At 37.5% G+C, this 18541-nt stretch carries 21 protein-coding genes; 2 read left to right on the top strand and 19 right to left on the bottom strand.

Features of this window, described 5'->3' with window-relative positions; translation table 11 throughout:
* Positions 1-9 precede the first annotated feature (9 nt).
* The 15 genes from rsgA to QM865_RS02155 all read right to left on the bottom strand — a co-directional run bounded on the left by rsgA (position 10) and on the right by QM865_RS02155 (position 11613).
* On the bottom strand, positions 10-888 hold the full coding sequence (gene rsgA / locus QM865_RS02225; RefSeq protein ID WP_414305918.1) for a ribosome small subunit-dependent GTPase A: 879 nt from the start codon (positions 886-888) through the stop codon (positions 10-12).
* Between the two features lies 1 nt (position 889).
* Positions 890-1762 (bottom strand): 16S rRNA (adenine(1518)-N(6)/adenine(1519)-N(6))-dimethyltransferase RsmA, encoded by an 873-nt coding sequence (rsmA, locus tag QM865_RS02220; RefSeq protein ID WP_001216838.1) that lies wholly within the window; start codon positions 1760-1762, stop codon positions 890-892.
* Positions 1763-1926: 164 nt separating this feature from the next.
* On the bottom strand, positions 1927-2781 hold the full coding sequence (locus tag QM865_RS02215; protein ID WP_414305917.1) for an SDR family NAD(P)-dependent oxidoreductase: 855 nt from the start codon (positions 2779-2781) through the stop codon (positions 1927-1929).
* Between the two features lie 11 nt (positions 2782-2792).
* Entirely contained in the window at positions 2793-3368 is a 576-nt protein-coding gene (gene rnmV, locus QM865_RS02210; RefSeq protein WP_000491759.1) for a ribonuclease M5, read from the bottom strand.
* Positions 3347-4699 (bottom strand): PIN-like domain-containing protein, encoded by a 1353-nt coding sequence (locus QM865_RS02205; RefSeq protein WP_000932025.1) that lies wholly within the window; start codon positions 4697-4699, stop codon positions 3347-3349. Before QM865_RS02205 ends, rnmV begins: the two co-directional genes overlap by 22 nt.
* 14 nt (positions 4700-4713) lie before the next feature.
* On the bottom strand, positions 4714-5481 hold the full coding sequence (locus tag QM865_RS02200; RefSeq protein ID WP_414305961.1) for a TatD family hydrolase: 768 nt from the start codon (positions 5479-5481) through the stop codon (positions 4714-4716).
* Between the two features lie 139 nt (positions 5482-5620).
* Positions 5621-6760, bottom strand: coding sequence for a tyrosine-type recombinase/integrase (locus QM865_RS02195; protein ID WP_414305916.1), 1140 nt, complete (start codon positions 6758-6760; stop codon positions 5621-5623).
* Between the two features lie 62 nt (positions 6761-6822).
* Positions 6823-7032, bottom strand: a complete 210-nt coding sequence (locus QM865_RS02190) for a DNA-binding protein (protein ID WP_070567732.1) — start codon at positions 7030-7032, stop codon at positions 6823-6825.
* A 50-nt stretch (positions 7033-7082) separates the two neighbouring features.
* Positions 7083-7934 (bottom strand): rolling circle replication-associated protein, encoded by an 852-nt coding sequence (locus tag QM865_RS02185; protein WP_414305915.1) that lies wholly within the window; start codon positions 7932-7934, stop codon positions 7083-7085.
* A 236-nt stretch (positions 7935-8170) separates the two neighbouring features.
* Positions 8171-8737 (bottom strand): hypothetical protein, encoded by a 567-nt coding sequence (locus QM865_RS02180; protein ID WP_414305914.1) that lies wholly within the window; start codon positions 8735-8737, stop codon positions 8171-8173.
* A gap of 11 nt (positions 8738-8748) precedes the next feature.
* Positions 8749-9114, bottom strand: a complete 366-nt coding sequence (locus QM865_RS02175; protein ID WP_414305913.1) for a hypothetical protein — start codon at positions 9112-9114, stop codon at positions 8749-8751.
* A gap of 139 nt (positions 9115-9253) precedes the next feature.
* A complete protein-coding gene (locus tag QM865_RS02170) occupies positions 9254-9679 on the bottom strand; it encodes a sigma-70 family RNA polymerase sigma factor (RefSeq protein ID WP_414305912.1) in 426 nt (141 codons plus the stop codon).
* Between the two features lie 256 nt (positions 9680-9935).
* Positions 9936-10466 carry a hypothetical protein gene (locus tag QM865_RS02165; RefSeq protein WP_414305911.1) on the bottom strand — a complete coding sequence of 177 codons (531 nt, stop codon included), beginning with the start codon at positions 10464-10466 and terminating at the stop codon, positions 9936-9938.
* A 3-nt stretch (positions 10467-10469) separates the two neighbouring features.
* Positions 10470-11249, bottom strand: coding sequence for a hypothetical protein (locus tag QM865_RS02160; protein WP_414305910.1), 780 nt, complete (start codon positions 11247-11249; stop codon positions 10470-10472).
* Positions 11218-11613, bottom strand: a complete 396-nt coding sequence (locus tag QM865_RS02155; protein WP_020901975.1) for a hypothetical protein — start codon at positions 11611-11613, stop codon at positions 11218-11220. The genes QM865_RS02160 and QM865_RS02155 overlap by 32 nt, the downstream gene beginning before the upstream one ends.
* A gap of 146 nt (positions 11614-11759) precedes the next feature.
* On the opposite strand from QM865_RS02155, the gene QM865_RS02150 reads away from it, so the two are divergent.
* Together QM865_RS02150 and QM865_RS02145 are read left to right on the top strand one after the other, a co-directional pair.
* A complete protein-coding gene (locus tag QM865_RS02150) occupies positions 11760-12092 on the top strand; it encodes a helix-turn-helix domain-containing protein (protein ID WP_414305909.1) in 333 nt (110 codons plus the stop codon).
* Between the two features lie 299 nt (positions 12093-12391).
* On the top strand, positions 12392-14236 hold the full coding sequence (locus QM865_RS02145) for an APC family permease (protein WP_414305908.1): 1845 nt from the start codon (positions 12392-12394) through the stop codon (positions 14234-14236).
* A gap of 91 nt (positions 14237-14327) precedes the next feature.
* Here QM865_RS02145 and QM865_RS02140 read toward each other — a convergent pair whose 3' ends face one another.
* From QM865_RS02140 to QM865_RS02125, 4 genes are all read right to left on the bottom strand, one after another.
* Entirely contained in the window at positions 14328-16292 is a 1965-nt protein-coding gene (locus QM865_RS02140; RefSeq protein ID WP_414305907.1) for a peptide ABC transporter substrate-binding protein, read from the bottom strand.
* A gap of 138 nt (positions 16293-16430) precedes the next feature.
* Positions 16431-16565 carry a 50S ribosomal protein L34 gene (gene rpmH / locus QM865_RS02135; protein WP_000831905.1) on the bottom strand — a complete coding sequence of 45 codons (135 nt, stop codon included), beginning with the start codon at positions 16563-16565 and terminating at the stop codon, positions 16431-16433.
* 144 nt (positions 16566-16709) lie between these two features.
* On the bottom strand, positions 16710-17924 hold the full coding sequence (locus QM865_RS02130; protein WP_000666476.1) for a pyridoxal phosphate-dependent aminotransferase: 1215 nt from the start codon (positions 17922-17924) through the stop codon (positions 16710-16712).
* A 156-nt stretch (positions 17925-18080) separates the two neighbouring features.
* Complete coding sequence (locus QM865_RS02125; protein WP_414305906.1) at positions 18081-18383, bottom strand: hypothetical protein; 303 nt, start codon at positions 18381-18383, stop codon at positions 18081-18083.
* Between the last annotated feature and the right edge of the window lie 158 nt (positions 18384-18541).

The following is an 18541-nucleotide window of genomic DNA, read 5'->3' as shown; positions in this document are numbered from 1 at the left end:
GGTTTCTCCTTATTTTGGAATTTTTTTGCTGACTTTTTTATAGGTTTCTCTACGATTTTCAATTTCACTGAGGAATTGTAGGTAGTTGTCAAAACGGAAGGTGGCAATGGTCCCTTCTTCTACAGCTGGCTTGACCGCACAAGACGGCTCATGAGTATGGGTACAGCTACGGAACTTACAATCTCGACTGATACTAGCAAGCTCTGGGAAAGCCTGATTGAGGTCTTCAGCCGTTGTCACTTCATAGTCTAGTGATGAAAAGCCCGGTGTATCTGCAATTTTACCCCCATTGAGGTTGTAAAAACTAACAGCTCGAGTGGTATGACGGCCACGACCCAGACTGTCTGAGATTTCTCCTGTTTCAAGATTGAGGTCCGGTGCGATTTTATTGAGAAGGGTTGATTTCCCAACACCTGTCTGTCCCATAAAGACCGTCACTTTGCCTGTTAACAAAGGCAGGAGTTCCTCTTTACTCGTCACAAAATCGTAGCCAATAGCTCCATAGGTTTGTTGGTAAAAATCCAGTTCTCCTCTATCTTCCAACAAGTCCATTTTGGAAATATAGATGATAGGATGGATGCCCTTGTGCTCCAAAAGAACCAAGAACCGATCCAGCAAATTGCTGTTGAAGTCCGGTTCCTTGACGGACATAATCACCACAGCTTGATCGATATTGACAATAGGCGGACGAACCAGACTGTTTTTCCGTTCGTGAATCTTGAGGATATAACCTTCTGAATTTTCCTCGGCAGAAAAATCTACCCAGTCCCCAACGTAGGGTGTATGGCCTTTTTTACGGAAATTTCCACGCGCGCGTGTTTGATAAACCTGGCCATCACTCTCCACATAGTAGAACCCAGCTAATGCCTTAATGATTTGTCCCTGCATCTTAGAGTCCTTGCCCTTTAAGTGCGTCTGCTAGGCTGGCAAACTCTGCCAAGCTGAGAGCTTCCCCACGCACACTTGGTGACAAGCCCGCTTGATCCAAGGCCTTGGTTAACTTATCCTTGACTTCTTCGGTCTTGCCAAAGTAGCCTGTCAAATTGTTCCACAAGGTCTTACGACGATGAGTGAAACTAGCCTTGGAAACCTTAAAGAAGAAATTCTCGTCTTCCACTGCTACGGCTGGCTCTGGACGACGCACCATTTTTAAAATGGCTGAGTCCACATTTGGCGCTGGCACAAAGACCGTACGAGGCACGATAAAGGCAACCTTGGCAGTCATGTAATACTGCACAGCGATTGACAAACTGCCATAAGCCTTGGTATTCGGCTGGGCTGAAATGCGGTCAGCTACCTCTTTTTGCATCATAACAACAAACTCACTAAAAGGAATCCCACTCTCGATTAAGTGCATGAGAATAGGCGTTGTGATGTAATAAGGCAAGTTAGCTACTACCTTGATTGGCAGGTCAGGATTTTTAAAATTCTGGATATGTTGCGCCAAGTCTACCTTGAGAATATCCTCGTTGACTACGGTCACATTATCAAAATCACGCAAGGTATCTGCCAAAATCGGTACCAAACGGTGGTCGATCTCAAAGGCCATGACTTCTGCTGCACGCTCAGCCAGAAACTCCGTCAAGGCACCAATCCCTGGCCCGATTTCGATGACATTAACCTGGTCATCAATCTCAGCCGTATCCACGATTTTTTGAAGAATATTGGTATCCGTCAAGAAATTTTGCCCGAAGGACTTTTTAAAAGTAAAACCGTGACGCTCCAGCACTGCCTTGGTCACGCTGTAATCTGCAATTCTCATCTATTCTCTTTTCTATTATCTGTTACTTCTATTGTAACACATTCCCCTTATATTTTCGGGTTATCTGGTTATTGTTATCACTTTTCAGAACTCTCCAAACAGATTTTGATATCTAAATTTCTTTCCACTATTGAAGTAAGCGTAAAATTTATTTTTCTAATTCTTTATAGATTGTCTCTTGAAAATGTCAGTTGTTCAAGTAAGGAATAGAATTTTGCTTGCCCCTCTTCTTCGTAAGCAGTTCTATTTGCTTTTACTTCCCTGCATTTCTCGTCATACAGAAAACCGTCATGGTCATCTTCTGTAGATAAGGCTGTGTAGACTTTGGCCATTTCTTCAGGACTAATCGAAAATTTTGACTTAATTTTATAAAGATTTTTCATAAAAGCGCTGAGGTGATCATAGCGGCGCATATCAACTCTGACATTGGTCACACGGATTGCCTGAATTTTGATACCTTTCCACCATTTCCGCATATAAAGCGACAGCATCAACAAGGCCAGTTTATTCTGATAATAGGTCTTGGCAGGGCTATAATGTTTTTGACCAGCTAAATTTTCAAAATCAAGCTTCATGAAAGGATAAAGCATCAGCCCTTGGGAAGAAATATTAATAATCCGACCAGTCTCAGACTTTTCCAACAAACCTTTCAACAAGATAGACAGCAAGAAAGGGGCGACAACATTGGTCGCAAATTGCTTTTCTAAACCATCCTTAGTCAGGATGGGCTTTTTGACTGACAAATCAAAGTCAGCTGCATTGTTAATTAAAATATCTAAAGTCTCTTCTTTTTGGATATACTTCTCTACCGCTTTCCTGACACTCTTCATATTAGATAGATCAACCAAGATATAATCTACATATGGATTTCCTGTCTGCTGACGAATTTCCTCACAAGCTTGCTCGGCAGCTTCTTTCCGTCTACAAAAGAGAGTTACCGACCAGCCCTTTTCAGCCAACTGTTTAGCAGACTGGTAGCCAATACCACTATTGCCACCCGTAATAATTACTTTTTTCATTCCTGACTCCGTTAGTCTGAATACTTAGCCATCACTTCTTCCACTTCTGCCAAGGTTACCCCAAATAACTCCAACCGCTTGAGGAGTTGCTTGCCGTTGGAATAGCCGATGCGAAGCTGTTCGCCTAGATACTCTCTGCGCCTACGACTGTCTGCTCCCGCTAGGAAACCTAGGCGAATCAAATCACCACGACTGATGTCAAACTCGTTCTCGTTTTCAAATTGCTCTGTCACCTGAACCAGCGCTGTTTTCAGGTCCTCATAGCTAGCATGTTCGATTCCCAGAGAACGTCCCTTGGACTTAGATTTGGGAACAGCCTCATCTCGCTTGAGAAAAGCATGCTGCACTGTTGGAATGGCCGTCATAATCATGCGTCGAATCCGTTCCCCATTAAAATCTGGATCTGTAAAGACAATGACTCCATGCAATTCATGCAGGCGCTGAATGCGTTCTATATCCTGGTCATTTATTGCGGAACCTCGTGTTTCATAGGTCTCTACATCAAAGTAACGTTTGAGATTGGCCGTATCATCGCGACCTTCGACCACGATGACTTGGGACAATTTTATTTTTTTCTTTGAGAACATATCTTTTCCCAATCACTCTGGACTTCACTATCTATAAATCTTAATTGCCCAGCGCTTTTCTCAACTCTTCCATCCAACAAATCAAAAATATATCTAAGTTTTTGAGTAAAATTCAAAGATGTTCCTACTATAAATTCTTTTCCAAGTTTATCTGTTACAATGATATATCTATCAAATGTAGTATTAATCTCTTTAAGTGAATCTTCAAATGGTAAGACACACGGGATACTGATATCCGAGCCATCAATTTTTGAAATAATTTTTTCAAAAACAATTCCCATCATTTTAGCTTGCTGTGTTATTCCAACATAATTTTGTCCATATAAACTAAAATCATATTTCTCATTATCATAATTTTTTCGAGAAGTTTCAATTGAACTTCCATCCGCTACTCCAGTTGCTTTTAAAAGTGTCCAAATATCTATTTTTTTAACAATCAAACCTGTTTCTCGACAACATTCAGAATACATATCCAAATTTATTTTTGTTTTATTCCCCTCTAAAACCCAATCTGGTTTACCTTCATTTGAAATAACAATCAAATATTTCTTATCTTTAACTACATTTGGATTACACTTAATATAATCTAGCGCATCTAACCAAAAAATAGCATCTGAATAAAATCTAGGTACTGATTTCCCACCTAAAAAAATTGTCTCTTTAGATTTCTCAACAATATCTTCATATCCCGGAGATATTTTTAACTTATAACGTGCATCTATCCTCTCTATATATCTACTTAAAGTATTATCAGTGTAGTCTGATCCTAGCTTTACCTCATCTAGGAATTTCTCAATTACTCTCTTTATTTCATCGACACTCGTAGTTGATATTTTCCAATCAACTTTTTTTAATAGCTTATTTTTTTCATCTATTAGTTTATTATTTATAACCTTCAACTCTTCTGTATATTTATTGATTCTTTCAAAGTAATCCTCTTTAAATTTTGAAATTTGATTATACATAGTTTTCATGTCGTCAACTTTTTTATACTTATTTATATCACTGAAAAGATTATTATTTACAATATTTTTAATACTTGTCTCTAACAACTTATTCGAGTTTTCAATATTTTTAATTATCTCCCTCGCCTTTTCTACTTTTTCATTCCTTGCATTAATTATATTCAATTCATTTTCTAGATATTCAATTTGTGTTACATATGGGATATATACATCTTTTTTTATTTTATCGAATGAATCTACTATTTTCTCTCCTAGAACATAGTCTTTCAGTGGAAATAGCAAACAATTATTATCAATTACAAAAAATGATTCTTTTATCATTTCCGTAGTAAAATCTTTATTATATTCTTTAATAATATTTAACATTCCATCTCCTTGTCTTAATACTTTATTTTAAAAATACGCTCTGCATTTGCAGTCGTTGCTGCCGCTAGCTCTTCTGCCGTCATGCCACGCAAGTCAGCGATAAAGTCCACTACATAGCGAGTATAGGCTGTTTTATTTTCACGACCACGCTTGGGTACAGGTGCTAAGTAAGGCGCATCCGTTTCCACCAAAATCTTGTCCAAAGGTAACTCTTTAGCTGCTTCTTGGATGTCAGTTGCTTTCTTAAAAGTCACCACTCCTGAGAAGGAAATGGTCATGCCAAGTTCGACAAACTTCTCTGCCCATTCAAGAGACCCTGAGAAAGAATGCATAATGCCACCACGACGACCAACGCCCTCGCTCTTGATAATCTCATAAGTATCTTCTAGCGCATCACGGGTATGGACCACAAAAGGCAAATTCAAATCCTTAGACAACTGAATCTGACGACGAAAAACCTGCTCCTGCACTTCCTTAGGTGCTGTCATCCAATGGTAGTCCAATCCAATCTCACCTAAGGCAACTATCTTTGGATGCTTGAGCTTGTCAAGCAAGTAGGCTTCAATCTCCTCTGTGTAAGTCCCTGCTTCTGTCGGATGCCAACCGATAGTCGCATAGAGCTGGTCATACTCATCCACCAACTCCAAAGCACGCTCAATCGTCGGTTTATCAAAACCAACAATATTCATCTGTGTCACACCCATCTCAGCAGCCAAGGCAATTTCTTCTGCCTCACGACCCGCAAATTCTTCTACATTCAAGTGTGTATGTGTATCAAAAATATCCAAACTATATTTCCTTCTCTTTCCTCAATGTTCTTTAACTACCAAAAGAAAAGACTTTCTCTCTTCTATACTTCCCTATATTTCCTCTAGTTTCTATTCACTTTGGTTAGTACTTGGTTAGTTCTATGGTTAGCATCTACAGATGAATTTGATTAAGTTTCTCTCTCAATTCATCCTGTATATTTTTTGTTACATGACTATAGATCCTTAAAGTGATAGATTCATCTCTATGTCCAACTCGCTCCATAATAGCCTTTATAGGTATCCCTAGTTCAGCCAACAAACTAATATGAGAATGTCTAAGCATGTGAATATTATAGGATCTGTGCCCACCTAACACTACTTCACAAATATTTTTGATAAATCTATATAACAAAGGTTGTCTCATAATGTTACCCTGCTCAGTCACAAAGATGAACTCCTCATCAAAACAGTTACTACGAAAGTACTCGATAATTTCCAAGCAACGTTCACTTATTACTATAGTCCTTACAGAACCTACTGTTTTCGTTGTCTGTAAGATTCTCTCATCATATCCATGAGCAACATAATCTATAGTATGATCAATTGTTAAAAGATTCGCTTTGAAGTTTACATCTTGATAGCGAACCCCTATAAATTCTGCGAAACGAAGACCAGTTAAAAAGATAAATTCCATTGCCAAAGCATAACGCTTATCTTTATTGTGACTTTCACAATACGATAAAACCTGTCCTAGTTCCTCTTTACTAATGAAATTATCCTTAGCTTTTTGCAACTTCTCATAGTCCGCTTTCTGCTTTGGAATTACCACCCCTTTAACTGGAGAATCAGAAATATATCCGACCTTTACAGCATAATTAAAGAGACCATTCAAATATATCTTCCGATTTTTTCTTGTTGAATTTTGAACATTCAAATTCATTAAATATGTTTGAACTAACTGTGTAGTATAATCTGATATTCTCAAATTTCCTACTGTTTCCATGAAAAGTTCTAAACTTTTCATCTCACTTCTATAACTAGAGGATTTTATCTCACTGGAACGAATCGTTTTCCATTCTTCTAATAGCTGACTAAAAACTATTTCTCCTAGCTGTTTCTTTTCAACTTCCTCTTTTGTAGGGGCTGTTAGAAGTTTTTCAATTTTTAGCGCTAAGCGACGTTTTGCTTCTGCTTGAGAAACTCTAGATTTTGATTTTAGAGTCACAGAAACTTGTTTCCACTTTTCCTCTCGTTCATGATAGAATTTCTCATAATAACGGTATTTCCCATTATCCAATTCTTTAAAAAACATTTCTTCTCCTTGTACTTTTGAAGCAAAGGAAAGCTATGTAGCATAGCTTAATTATAACATAACTACATAGCTTCCTCATATTTATTTTGTTTATACAGCAAAAATTCCTTATAACCTTCAACGTTTATATATACTCTCTTATGAGAAGGCTTCAAAATGTATCCTTGGAATTTTTCATTTCTCCGCATTTCTGTTAGATCATTGTTTAAGGTTTTTAACGGAACATCAAATAATTCCGTAATTCCTCTCTTGCTTTTATATATATTTTCCATAAAATTCTCCTATTTGATATAATAGGGTTGGTAAAAGACATTTTCTTTTATTACCTACTTAGCTTGTCAGTTGCTCCGCTAAAAGTATCTGACAGGCTTCTTATATTATCGTAAAACTCCGTAGTATATTCTTTTACACCATGAGGAGTTTCATGTTTTGTGGTACGTGAAAATGTCGGAGGACTGTTAATTTTATAAGTTTCCATAAGTTCACCCTTTGTTATTGTCACTTCCAAAGGCTTTTCAATTCCTCTGCTAGTTCGATAAATTCTGATACCCTTGGGATACATGTATAGGCGCGCACCTTTTATAATTGCTTTAGTTTGTGAACCCTCATCACCTATCTGCAAATTAGATAAATAAGCAATCAAATAATTCCCAACTTTATCAGCCCTCTTTAGTCGCTTGGTCTTTGTAAAACCTTTCCCCCACATCTTAGCAAGGTCATTGTTAGGAATTGTTAGTTCGGAATCATTCTTTAATAACACGTGTAAATGCCACCTTCCACTAGCTTGTGGTTCAATGACCGTAATATAATCAACATTTCCAAACTGATTACGAATGCGTCGAATGAACGCTTTGAAATCCATGTAAACTATTGCTGTTTCGGTAATATGGTCACGATAAGTCAACGTAATCCAGAGCTGATTTTTTCCGCCAGTAAAATTATGGGCTATTAATCTCCGTAACTTTTTCATAGTTTGCTTTGTTGACTTAAGATTATCTAACCTACTATTGTTTGAAGTATCCATATCATGAATTTCTCCAGTATCAAGATTTACATAACGCTTACCTTCTATCACTTTGATAGTTTGTTCTTGTTGACCGTTAGCGGTTGTCATTTCGATCGTATTACCATACACGTAACTTTTTACTATCTTACCATGTTCTATTCGCTTCATATTTTTACCTATATAAATATTCTTTTGTGCTTTTGTTTGACGCTTATCAAGTTAAGGCGTCGCACTATCGATGATTAAATTCAGATTTATTCCATGATTTATTGACAATAGGGACCCTAAGATTATAAAACTGATTGTGTCGGCACGGCGAACAAAGTTCGACCGCACCGCCCCAACCAGTCTAATCTATCTTAGCCTATTATCAACAACTTTCACAGCATAAAGAATTTAACCATCTAAGACCACGGATGTTTCAATTTGAACAACGCCCCTTTAATCGTTCGTCTATCTGATTCATTACATATGATGAATACTAGATAGCGCAACCCATCCTTTACATATAGATCAGCGAGACCATGAAGAGCATATTTGTGCAAATAAAAGATCCAAGTATCTTTTATTCTTAATAAAACGTCTAAATCTATCTCTCCAAAAATTTGAAACCGAAAAACCACACACCTAGCTCCAAATTCTCGAATCCCATGGTTATCAATTGCACATAAAGGAACTCTTTCATCTGCTACATGCACTCTCTGAATTGACTTACTCCCATCAGCTTGATCAACTTCCTGCTCCTCATAAATCGGAGATAGCGAATATACAAACTGATTTTCCTGAATATTTTCTTTCACTAATTCTACCAATACATTTTGCGTAGAAGCTAGAAATCTATTCCAGTTTTTTTGATTTTCTTCTATCTGGACTTTCCTCTGATACTCTTGAAGTCTTATTCTACACAGATGATAAGCCTCTTTAATACCTTCAAAAACCTTCATAGGTATTTCTTCAATAATCGACGGCATATTTCCCTCCTTTAAAGTGCGACAACTTCAATGACTTTTGCAGTCAAACTAAGCTGGTTACGATATTCTCCGTATACAATTGCTTTCTCAATGTCTACAATTTCTACAGATGTCAGCATTGGTTGAAACGTATCATAATCCTTCATAGATGCAAATGGAACTTTTACAGTGATTTGCTCCCCAATATTATTTTTTTCGTTTGGATAGTCACTTTCATCAGAAAAGATAAGCACGCCGACTTTTACGCCCTTTTCCGTTTCTGAACTAGTCTCACTTCTTTCTATCCACCTTGTAGCAGAAATAAAGCGTAACTCTTTTTGAGCAAGGAATAACGAAGCATTAAACTCTGTAAAATGTGATAAATTCTTAAGTGACATAATTTAAAACCTACTTTCTAAACTTAAAAGTAAATCGTCTACTTTTAAGCAAATAAACACTGTGACGATTACAGATAACAACGTTTAAAATTACACCTCCTTATCTATTAGGAGAAATTTAAACAGAATTCGGAGGAGATTATAAATTTTTTAATTCTTTTCGTAGAATCTCTATAATACGCTCATAGTGTCTTTTTACAGTTTTGTCGCTTAATCTAACCTCCTTGGCAAGATGCGAGAATGATTTATTCTCAAAAACAACTCCAAACAAGATTTTTTTGTCTCTATCACTCAACAATCTCTCAATAGCATCCTTTATAATAGCAATTTCTTCTTTTTTAATTAAGAGAGATAATGCATCACTATCATTTGCTATCGCATCTAATAAAGAACCTTTAGCAATTGAACTACTGTCTAAACTACACAGACCGTACGATCTATCTTTTCTACATAAATTCTCATAAGACTGGTTTAATAAGTTATCTACCTTTTTCCAGTCGTCAGTAAGTACAGCTCTTTGAATCGCTTTTTCTCTACGTTGTTCTACTTTTGTTAAATCTACCATATGGTTGGTACCTCCTTTGGGATTTACCAACCATACATAGTTTGTCTCCTTACGCTATCGTCAGTGGAAAAAACTTAGTAGTCTTTTTAGATAGAAACAGTCAGATGTATAAAAAAATAGCAGTTATACAAAATCGTATAACTGCTATGCATTTCACTCGCTATTTATATAATAAAAATTTCATAATCATTCACCAATTTATGGACTTTCATACACCACTGACTGGTTAACTTACACATAAATATATTAAATTCAATCACTGAAAAACATTCTCACTATCGAACACTAATTCAGAATAAAAAACATCAGGTGTTTGTTTAATAATTTTTAAATGATTTGTTCTTTGTGACTGTGTAAATTTAATTTGTATTCCATGTTTACTATTATAATTAACAAAGTATGTTTCTGGATTCTCTGCTAAACATTCTAACGTACTTAACTCAGCCATGATTATTCTGATTTTTCTTTTTTCCTCTTGACTATCAACAAATACAAATGAGACTGCGGGAATCATTCCTAGCATGTTAGCTGTATCTCTCAATTTATCTATGTTGTTTTTATCAAACTCAAATGATTTACTTTCTTTCGCAGGGAAATTTCTGCCTTTTACTGAAATTGCCAGTTTTTTGTTCTCATCACTTCTTCTAACTGCTATAACATCTGCACCAACATGATCAATAAGAGCAACAGACCAATTATTTAATCCTAAAATATACATAACTAAAGACTCTGAAAAATCTCCAAATTGCTTTGGAAACCGAAGATCTCTTTCATCTAGACTACTCATAATTTACCTCGACACTAACTCCCAGTCCGAGAATGGTTTAGTAATTTTTTTATAAACAGATGCACCTGAAATACTCTCTTTAATCTGAGGGAAAAATAAAGAAATCACTCCATTTTCACCATAATAAGTAAATTGATAATTTTTTAAACGAATATAGATAGTTGGGTGTCTATTCTCATTATAATCTATAGTTATATTTTGGATATTTTCGAATAAAAATTTTTGAGTTTGAGACAATTCAGCGTCCTCTTTTCCAAAATTATGAATGTACGAGATAATAAATTTAGATTCACAAACCGTAATCGAACATACTCTCCCCTTAAAATCTGTAAATAATTCAAAATTCTTAAATTCAAATTCTTGAATTATATTATTTAGTAGGTACCATTTTACAATACCTCTTCCATACTTATTACAAATCTTTAGATAACGTTCATTTTTATTTTCTTTAGCTATCATCCAATCAATAAATGTAATATTTTGATCAAATGTTCCTTTAGGAAATTCTGATATGAACTTATGTAAGTCATCTTTTTTTACTGGATTATATTTAATATCTGTGTTTGCTACTGAATAGCCCTGAAGAATTGCTGATACTCGACCACCATCATCTACACTCCCATAGCATTCAGCTGAAATTCGTCCTCCACTTACACCATTATAATAACGAAATAAAACTTCTACACGTTCGTCATTATTTGTTTGTAAGAAAACATTCAACAAGCCAAAACTCATATTATTTACTTCCTTCCTACTTTTTAACTTTCCACATTGTAATACCATTTTTATAATTATATTCTGCTTTATAGCCAGCAGCTTTTATTAATGTTATAGTTCTTTTACATATTGTTTCTACATCTTTTCCAGTATTAAAATAAAGCCAAGTAGGTAATTTATCATATAAAGGCGTATCTCTGAAATATCTAGATTGATAAAAACTATAAAAACTAGCATTAAATACATTTCTAGAGAAAAATTTAGTTCTTCCATCATAGTTATAACTCATTAACTTTTCGGTTCTTTTAAATTCCTCTATAGCATACTTTTTAAAAGCTCTATATAATTGTTCTTTTTGACTGGTGCTCATAACCTTAGTTTTATGGTAAACACTATACGCTTTTGCAGTTGCAGCAGAATATACTAACATCAGACCATACTCCTATTGTATTGTTTTTTATCTATTTTAACACAAAAATGTACAGTTCGCTATCCTATATCTTTTTTTTAGACAGTTAATTGTACTTAAAAAATCATATGAAGGATAGTAGAATAGTACAAAAGAGGAAATTACGGATGGAAGCTAATCAATTACAAAAATACATAGCAGAGCGTATAAGAGAATGTAGAAAAGAACAAAATCTCAGCCAAGAACAATTATCCAATCAAGCCGGGCTAGGTGTTAAAGCAATACAAAACATCGAGAATATGAAATATGATTTTAAAATACACACACTTGAAAAGGTTCTTACAGCTTTAGGAATGACCGTAGAAGACTTCTTTAATTTCCCGCTTTCAAATAATTCCGTCCCTATGACTACGTTGATTGATAACATCTCAGATTTATCACACACAAAAAAATTAAAAATTATTTCTTTGTTCAATGAAATTGTCAAAAACATAGATTAAAAGAGGAAGTCTCAATGAATTCCTCTTTTTGTATGCTACTTTAACTTTCCTTTGGTTAGTTTTATGGTTAATTTGTGCCTCAATAATGTCATGAGGCCTTAAACTGCACTCCAGACGCTCTAAGTATGCGTATCAAAAATCATCTCTTCTAACCTCGTTTTCTATCTACTATTATACCAAAAAACTGACCTCTCTCCTCATCTGTAAAAAATATTCTAAAATCCATCGTCGTCTCTTGACGCTATTTTTCCAAAGCAGTATAATAGCACTTATTGAAATTTTCAGAAAAGGAAAATACCATGTTTACAAAATTAAAACAGACTTTTATTGGTCGTCCTCTTAAGTCCTTAACAGAAGGCGAAGGAGGTCTGCTGGGAAAAATGCAGGCCTTGGCCATGTTGTCAAGCGACGCTCTATCTTCCATTGCCTATGGGCCTGAGCAAGTAGTCCTCGTCTTGGCTAGCCTCTCTCCTCTTGCGATATGGTGGAGCCTTCCTATCGGCCTTTTTGTCCTCCTGCTCCTAGCTAGCCTGACCGTCTCCTACCGTCAAATCATCCATGCCTATCCTCAAGGAGGAGGGGCCTATATGGTTACTCGAGAAAATCTATCTCCCGAGCTAGGCTTGATTGCTGGAGGTAGTCTGCTGGTTGACTACATGCTGACTGTGGCGGTATCGGTATCATCTGGAGCTGACGCTATCACAGCAGCCCTCCCTGCCCTCCACCCTTACAACCTTCACATCTCCATTTTTCTGGTTTGCTTGCTCATGCTCTTGAATTTACGAGGCTTAAAAGAATCTGCCAGTTCACTGATGATTCCTGTCTATCTCTTTATCATCAGTACTGTCTTTCTCTTGCTCTACGGAATCTTTCAACTAATGACAGGGTCTCTCAGCTATCAGGCAACTTCACCTATTGGACATGCTATTCCGAGCCTGTCTATCGTTCTCATTCTAAGAGCCTTTACCAGCGGATCTGCCTCTCTAACTGGGGTTGAAGCTATTTCAAATGCCGTTCCCTTTTTCAAGGCTCCGAAAGAAAAGAATGCTGCTCAGACCTTGACCATCATGGCCTTGATTTTAGGTTTTCTTTTTGCAGGCATTACCTTCCTAAACTACTGGATGGGTATTATGCCTCAACACGGAGAAACTATTCTTTCACAGATGGCTCAAGGCATCCTTGGTAATTCCTTCTTGGGTCACCTTGGCTATTATATCTTCCAATTCTCCACAGCCTTGATTTTGGCCGTAGCTGCAAATACTGGCTTTTCGGCCTTCCCTATGCTGGCTTACAATATGGCTAAAAACAAGTACATGCCCCATCTCTTTATGGAAAAAGGAGACCGGCTAGGCTACTCCAATGGAATTTTAACTCTGGCTTTTGGGGCTATGATTCTTCTTCTCATTTTTAATGGCAACACCGAACGCTTGATTCCTCTTTATACTATCGGGGTCTTCGTTCCCTTCGCCCTATCTCAGACTGGGATGATTCGTCATTGGAAAAAGGAAAAAGGGACCAACTTCTTAAAACCTGCTCTTGCTAATATCCTTGGGGCAATCATTTGCTACGCTATCGTGTTGATCCTGCTCTTTTTCCGTCTCAGTGATATCTGGCCTTTCTTCCCAATTATTCTCGTACTCACCCTACTCTTCTTGGCGATTCACAGTCATTACCAAAAAGTAGCCCAACAACTGCGACTCTATGAAGGCATCGAAAAACGTACCTACGATGGAAATCTAGTTCTCGTCCTAGTAGGGAATGTCACCCGCGTCAGCGTTGGAGCCATTAACTACGCTCAAAGTATCGGTAATGAAGTCTTAGCCATGCACATTTCTACTAAGGAAACAGCAGAAAAAGACCAAGAAATTCTCCAAGAATTTGTCGATTACTTCCCAACCATTACTCTGAAAAATATCAAGACCAGCTACCGCGACATCATCACCCCTACTGTCAAGTATGTCAAACGGATCTCTGAGGATGCCCAGAAAAAGAACTATACAGTCACTGTCCTTGTACCCCAGTTTATACCTAATAAACCTTGGCAAAATATTCTACACAATCAAATGAGCCTCAAACTCAAATACGCCCTTCGTTGGCACCAAGACGTCGTTGTCGCTAGCTACTCATATCACTTAAAAGAATAAAGAAAAGGCCCTACCAGAAGCAAGAAGCGTCTGGTAAGGCCTTTTTCTGAATTCAGCCACTATGCTTAACTGAAAAGCATGACTAGGAATATTATTGAATATGGTTAGCTAAATCTTCCTGAGCTTTTTTATTTGACTCAGCTTTTTCTTTCAGCCATTTTTCATAGAGTTCTTGGTACTGTTTAGCAGTTACTGCCTCTTTTTGCAATTCAACATATTTGTAGTTGTCAGCATTTCCTTTATTCCCAACGAATGAGAATGGGCCTGTAAACGGTACAGTCTTACGGAAGATTGGGTTAGCTCCGCCACTTTGAACCGGTAGGAAGAGGGCGCTATCTGTCAACCAAGCTTGGGCTTCAGCATATTTTTCATAGCGAGCTTGAGTATCTGTGATTTCCGCATCTGCCTGATCCAAGAGTTTCTTGTAGTCAGCAAGACCAATCTTGTCCTTGACTTCCTTGTCTTTTCCTTCAGATAAGCCCATGTTTTTCAACTGAGAACCTGTCTCTGGATCAAGGATAGCTAGGTAAGTCTTAGGATCTGAGTAATCTCCACCCCATCCTGAGATGTCGATGTCGTAGTCTTTTTGTTCTGCTGTATCTGCAAAGAATGTAGCTTGATCCTTCTCGTCTGGAGAAAGTTGGATAACATCAATGACTACATTATCCTTACCAAGAGTTTCTTCCACTGTTTGTTTGAACGATCCAGCCTGTTGCACATCCAACTTAGCAGTCTGGTCAACTGGCATATCCAAATGAATTGGGAAAGTTACTCCCTGTGCTTGCAGACTTTCTTTGGCCTTAGCAAACTTCTCTTTGGCCTTGTCAGGGTTCAAGAAGGCTTGCTTACCATCGTTTAGGTTGATATTTGCCCAATCTTTACCGTAGTTGACAATTTTCTCATTGACAATGTCACCAAAGTTCTTATCGCCAACTTGGACAAAGTTACTTGGTGTAACTGTGTTACGTAAGATACGGTCTGCTCCATCTTCACCATTTGTCTGTGCTGCATAAGCATGACGGTCAAAGGCAAAGTTGATAGCCTGACGGAAATCTTTATTCTGCATAGCTGCGCGTGAATCTGTCTTTTCCTTATCAGACTGTTTCATAGTCTGCTTGTAACTTTGACGATTAACGTTGAAAAGATAATAGAAAGTAACTGAGTTTTGTGGTGTGTAGGTAATCTTGTCCTCATTGCCCTTCTTGAGTTCAGCAAAGGCTGAACTTGTTGGGAAGATACGGCCATCAGTATAGTTACCATCCAAGAAACCTCTAGCAATACTGTCTTGGTCAGAACCGTCAAAGAAAGAGAGTTTCACTTTCTCAATTTTGACATTGTCCTTATCCCAGTAATTAGGGTTTTTATCAAACTCAATCAAAGATTTTGATGAGAAAGATTTAAACAAGTACGGACCATTTGACAAGATACTTGATGGTGTCACACTTCCAAAGTCATCTCCCTTAGACTTCAAGAAGGCTTCATTTACAGGATTAAGGATACTTGCTGTTGTTTTAGAGTTCCAATAAGTCTCAGGTTGGTTGAGGGTGTATTGTAGAGTGTAATCATCCACTGCCTTAACACCAACAGTTCCAAAATCGGATGATTGTCCTTCAACATAGTCTGCTAGACCCTTGATAGAGTCTTGTACCAAGTACAAGTTTTCAGCTTTTTTATCAGCCGCATACTTGAGACCAGTCACAAAGTCATGAGCGGTTACATCCGCATACTCTTCTCCTTCAGAAGTGTACCATTTAGCCCCCTGACGGATTTTATAAGTGTAGGTCAACCCATCTTTTGATACTGTCCATGACTCAGCCATAGAGGGGATGAGATTGCCATACTGGTCATTTTCCAACAAACCATCAATCAAGTTGGTTGTGATACTAGATGTAGAGTCTCGTGTAGAGGTAATATAATCCAAGGTATCAGGGTTGCTGACAAAGATATAAGAGTATGTCTTGTCTGCATTGCTTGATTGGGATGACCCGCATGCCGCTAGAGCTAGACCTGCTGTCAAAGCCATAGCTCCAAAAAGCATAACTTTTGATTTCTTCATGATTATTCTCCATTTTTTACAGTATGTGAAATATTATACACCATTTGAGCAAAAATATAAAGCCTTTTTGAACTTTTTTACAAAAATAAAAATCAGTAGACTCGAGTTCCTACTGATTTTTGCTATGGTTCGTTTGGATTATGCAGCCAAAACTTTGCGTCCTTTACGACGACGAGCTGCCAATACGCGACGACCGTTTTTAGTTGACATACGGTTACGGAATCCGTGTTTGCGCGCACGACGAAGTTTACTTGGTTGATAAGTACGTTTCACGATGAATACCTCCTCATAGATTTTGTATTCGTTTAGCCGGCTATAAAGTGATCAGTTACTAAACATACTTTACTATTCTATCTGATTCTTTCACTTTTGTCAATAGCTCTAGGCAAATGTTTCCAGCTTTTTCGAATGTAAGCCCTATCTACGATACTGTTTCAAGAAACGAGTCATCTTTTCTTGGATTTGGGCTAGTTCATCGACACGAGGAAGGTAAACGATACGGAAGTGGTCTGGTTCCTGCCAGTTGAAGCCTCGACCATGAACCAAGAGAACCTTTTCCTGCTTCAAGAAATCAAGGACAAACTGTTCATCATCATCGATACGGTACATATTGCGGTCGATTTTAGGGAAGATATAGAGTCCAGCCTTGGGTTTAACCGCAGACAAACCTGGGATATCTTGAATGGCATTGTAGATGAAGTTTCTTTGCTCGTAAATTCGTCCACCAGGAAGAAGCAATTCATCGACTGATTGGTGGCCACCCAAGGAAGTTTGTACGACTTGTTGGGCCAAAACGTTAGAGCAAAGGCGCATATTGGATAGCATATTGAGCCCTTCTATATAGCCCTTGACATGAGTCTTAGGTCCAGACAAGACCATCCAACCCACACGGAAACCAGCAATACGGTGGGATTTTGATAGACCATTCATGCTGACACAGAAGACATCAGGTGCCAAGCTCGCCACAGGCGTATGCACATGTCCATCCATAACCATGCGGTCGTAAATTTCATCCGCAAAGATAATCAAATCGTTTTGACGGGCAATTTCAATGATTTCCAATAAGAGTTCCTTAGGATAAAGGGCTCCAGTTGGGTTGTTTGGATTGATAAGGACTATTGCCTTGGTATTGGAAGTGATTTTTGACTTGATATCGTCAATATCTGGGTACCATTCTGCTGCTTCATCACAGACATAGTGAACGGCATTTCCCCCAGCTAGGCTGACAGCTGCTGTCCAGAGAGGATAGTCTGGCATTGGCACCAAGACCTCATCCCCGTTGTCCAAAAGCCCCTGCATGGACATGACAATCAGCTCACTGACACCATTTCCAAGGTAGATGTCATCAATATCTACATTTGGGAATTTCTTCAATTGGCAATACTGCATGATGGCCTTACGGGCTGAGAAAATCCCTTTGGAGTCAGAGTAACCTTCACTATCACGCGCATTCATAATCAAGTCATGAATGACTTCGTCTGGCGCTGTAAAGCCAAATTCTGCTGGATTTCCTGTATTCAGACGTAAAATCTTTTCTCCGTTTGCTCGCATCCGCATGGCTTCTTCCAAAACAGGACCACGGATATCATAAGCAACATGCTCTAACTTACTAGACTTGTTATATTCTTTCATCTTGTTTCCTCAATTCGTCAGGATAGTAACATTATACCACTAGAAAGAAAATGCGACAAGTTTGCTGAAATGTTTTACTAGACTAAGATAGAAAAAAAACCTCGCTAAAAGCGAGGCCAAGACAGGGGAGATAGCAGGTATTTTGCGAAAGTCACATCACATACCAAAAGATAAACCTAGAAAAAGCAAGCCTAAAAAGGAGTCATAAAGAAGATTGAACATGAGGAAAAGTCCCCATATCATCAAGTAATCCCAACGCCCACTTCGTTTTGCAACTAGGAATAAGATTAGATGGTAGAGTACATGAAAGACTAAAAATCCGATAAAACCTGGATAAAGAAACGGTACCAGACTCTCTAATTGCCAGATCATGATAACTTCTACTAAGATTGAAACTAGGATGATGCCATAATAAAGGAAATTTGATTTTTTTGTTTCTTGAAAAGAGTTTTTCATCATTCTCCCTCCCTTCACTTCTTCCCTGCTATCCTTTCTTTTATTTTATCATATATTTATATAGATTTTAAGCGCTAACATTCTTTTAAAAAATACTTTTTTTGCTTTACTTCTATAGTGAAAAGGTTTACAATTATAGTAAGAAAATTTCAGGAGGTTTC

Source organism: Streptococcus mitis (assembly GCF_047462815.1).
Classification (GTDB): domain Bacteria; phylum Bacillota; class Bacilli; order Lactobacillales; family Streptococcaceae; genus Streptococcus; species Streptococcus mitis_DO.
The sequence above is the reverse complement of the archived record's forward strand: the minus strand, read 5'-3'. Positions and strand labels throughout refer to the sequence as shown.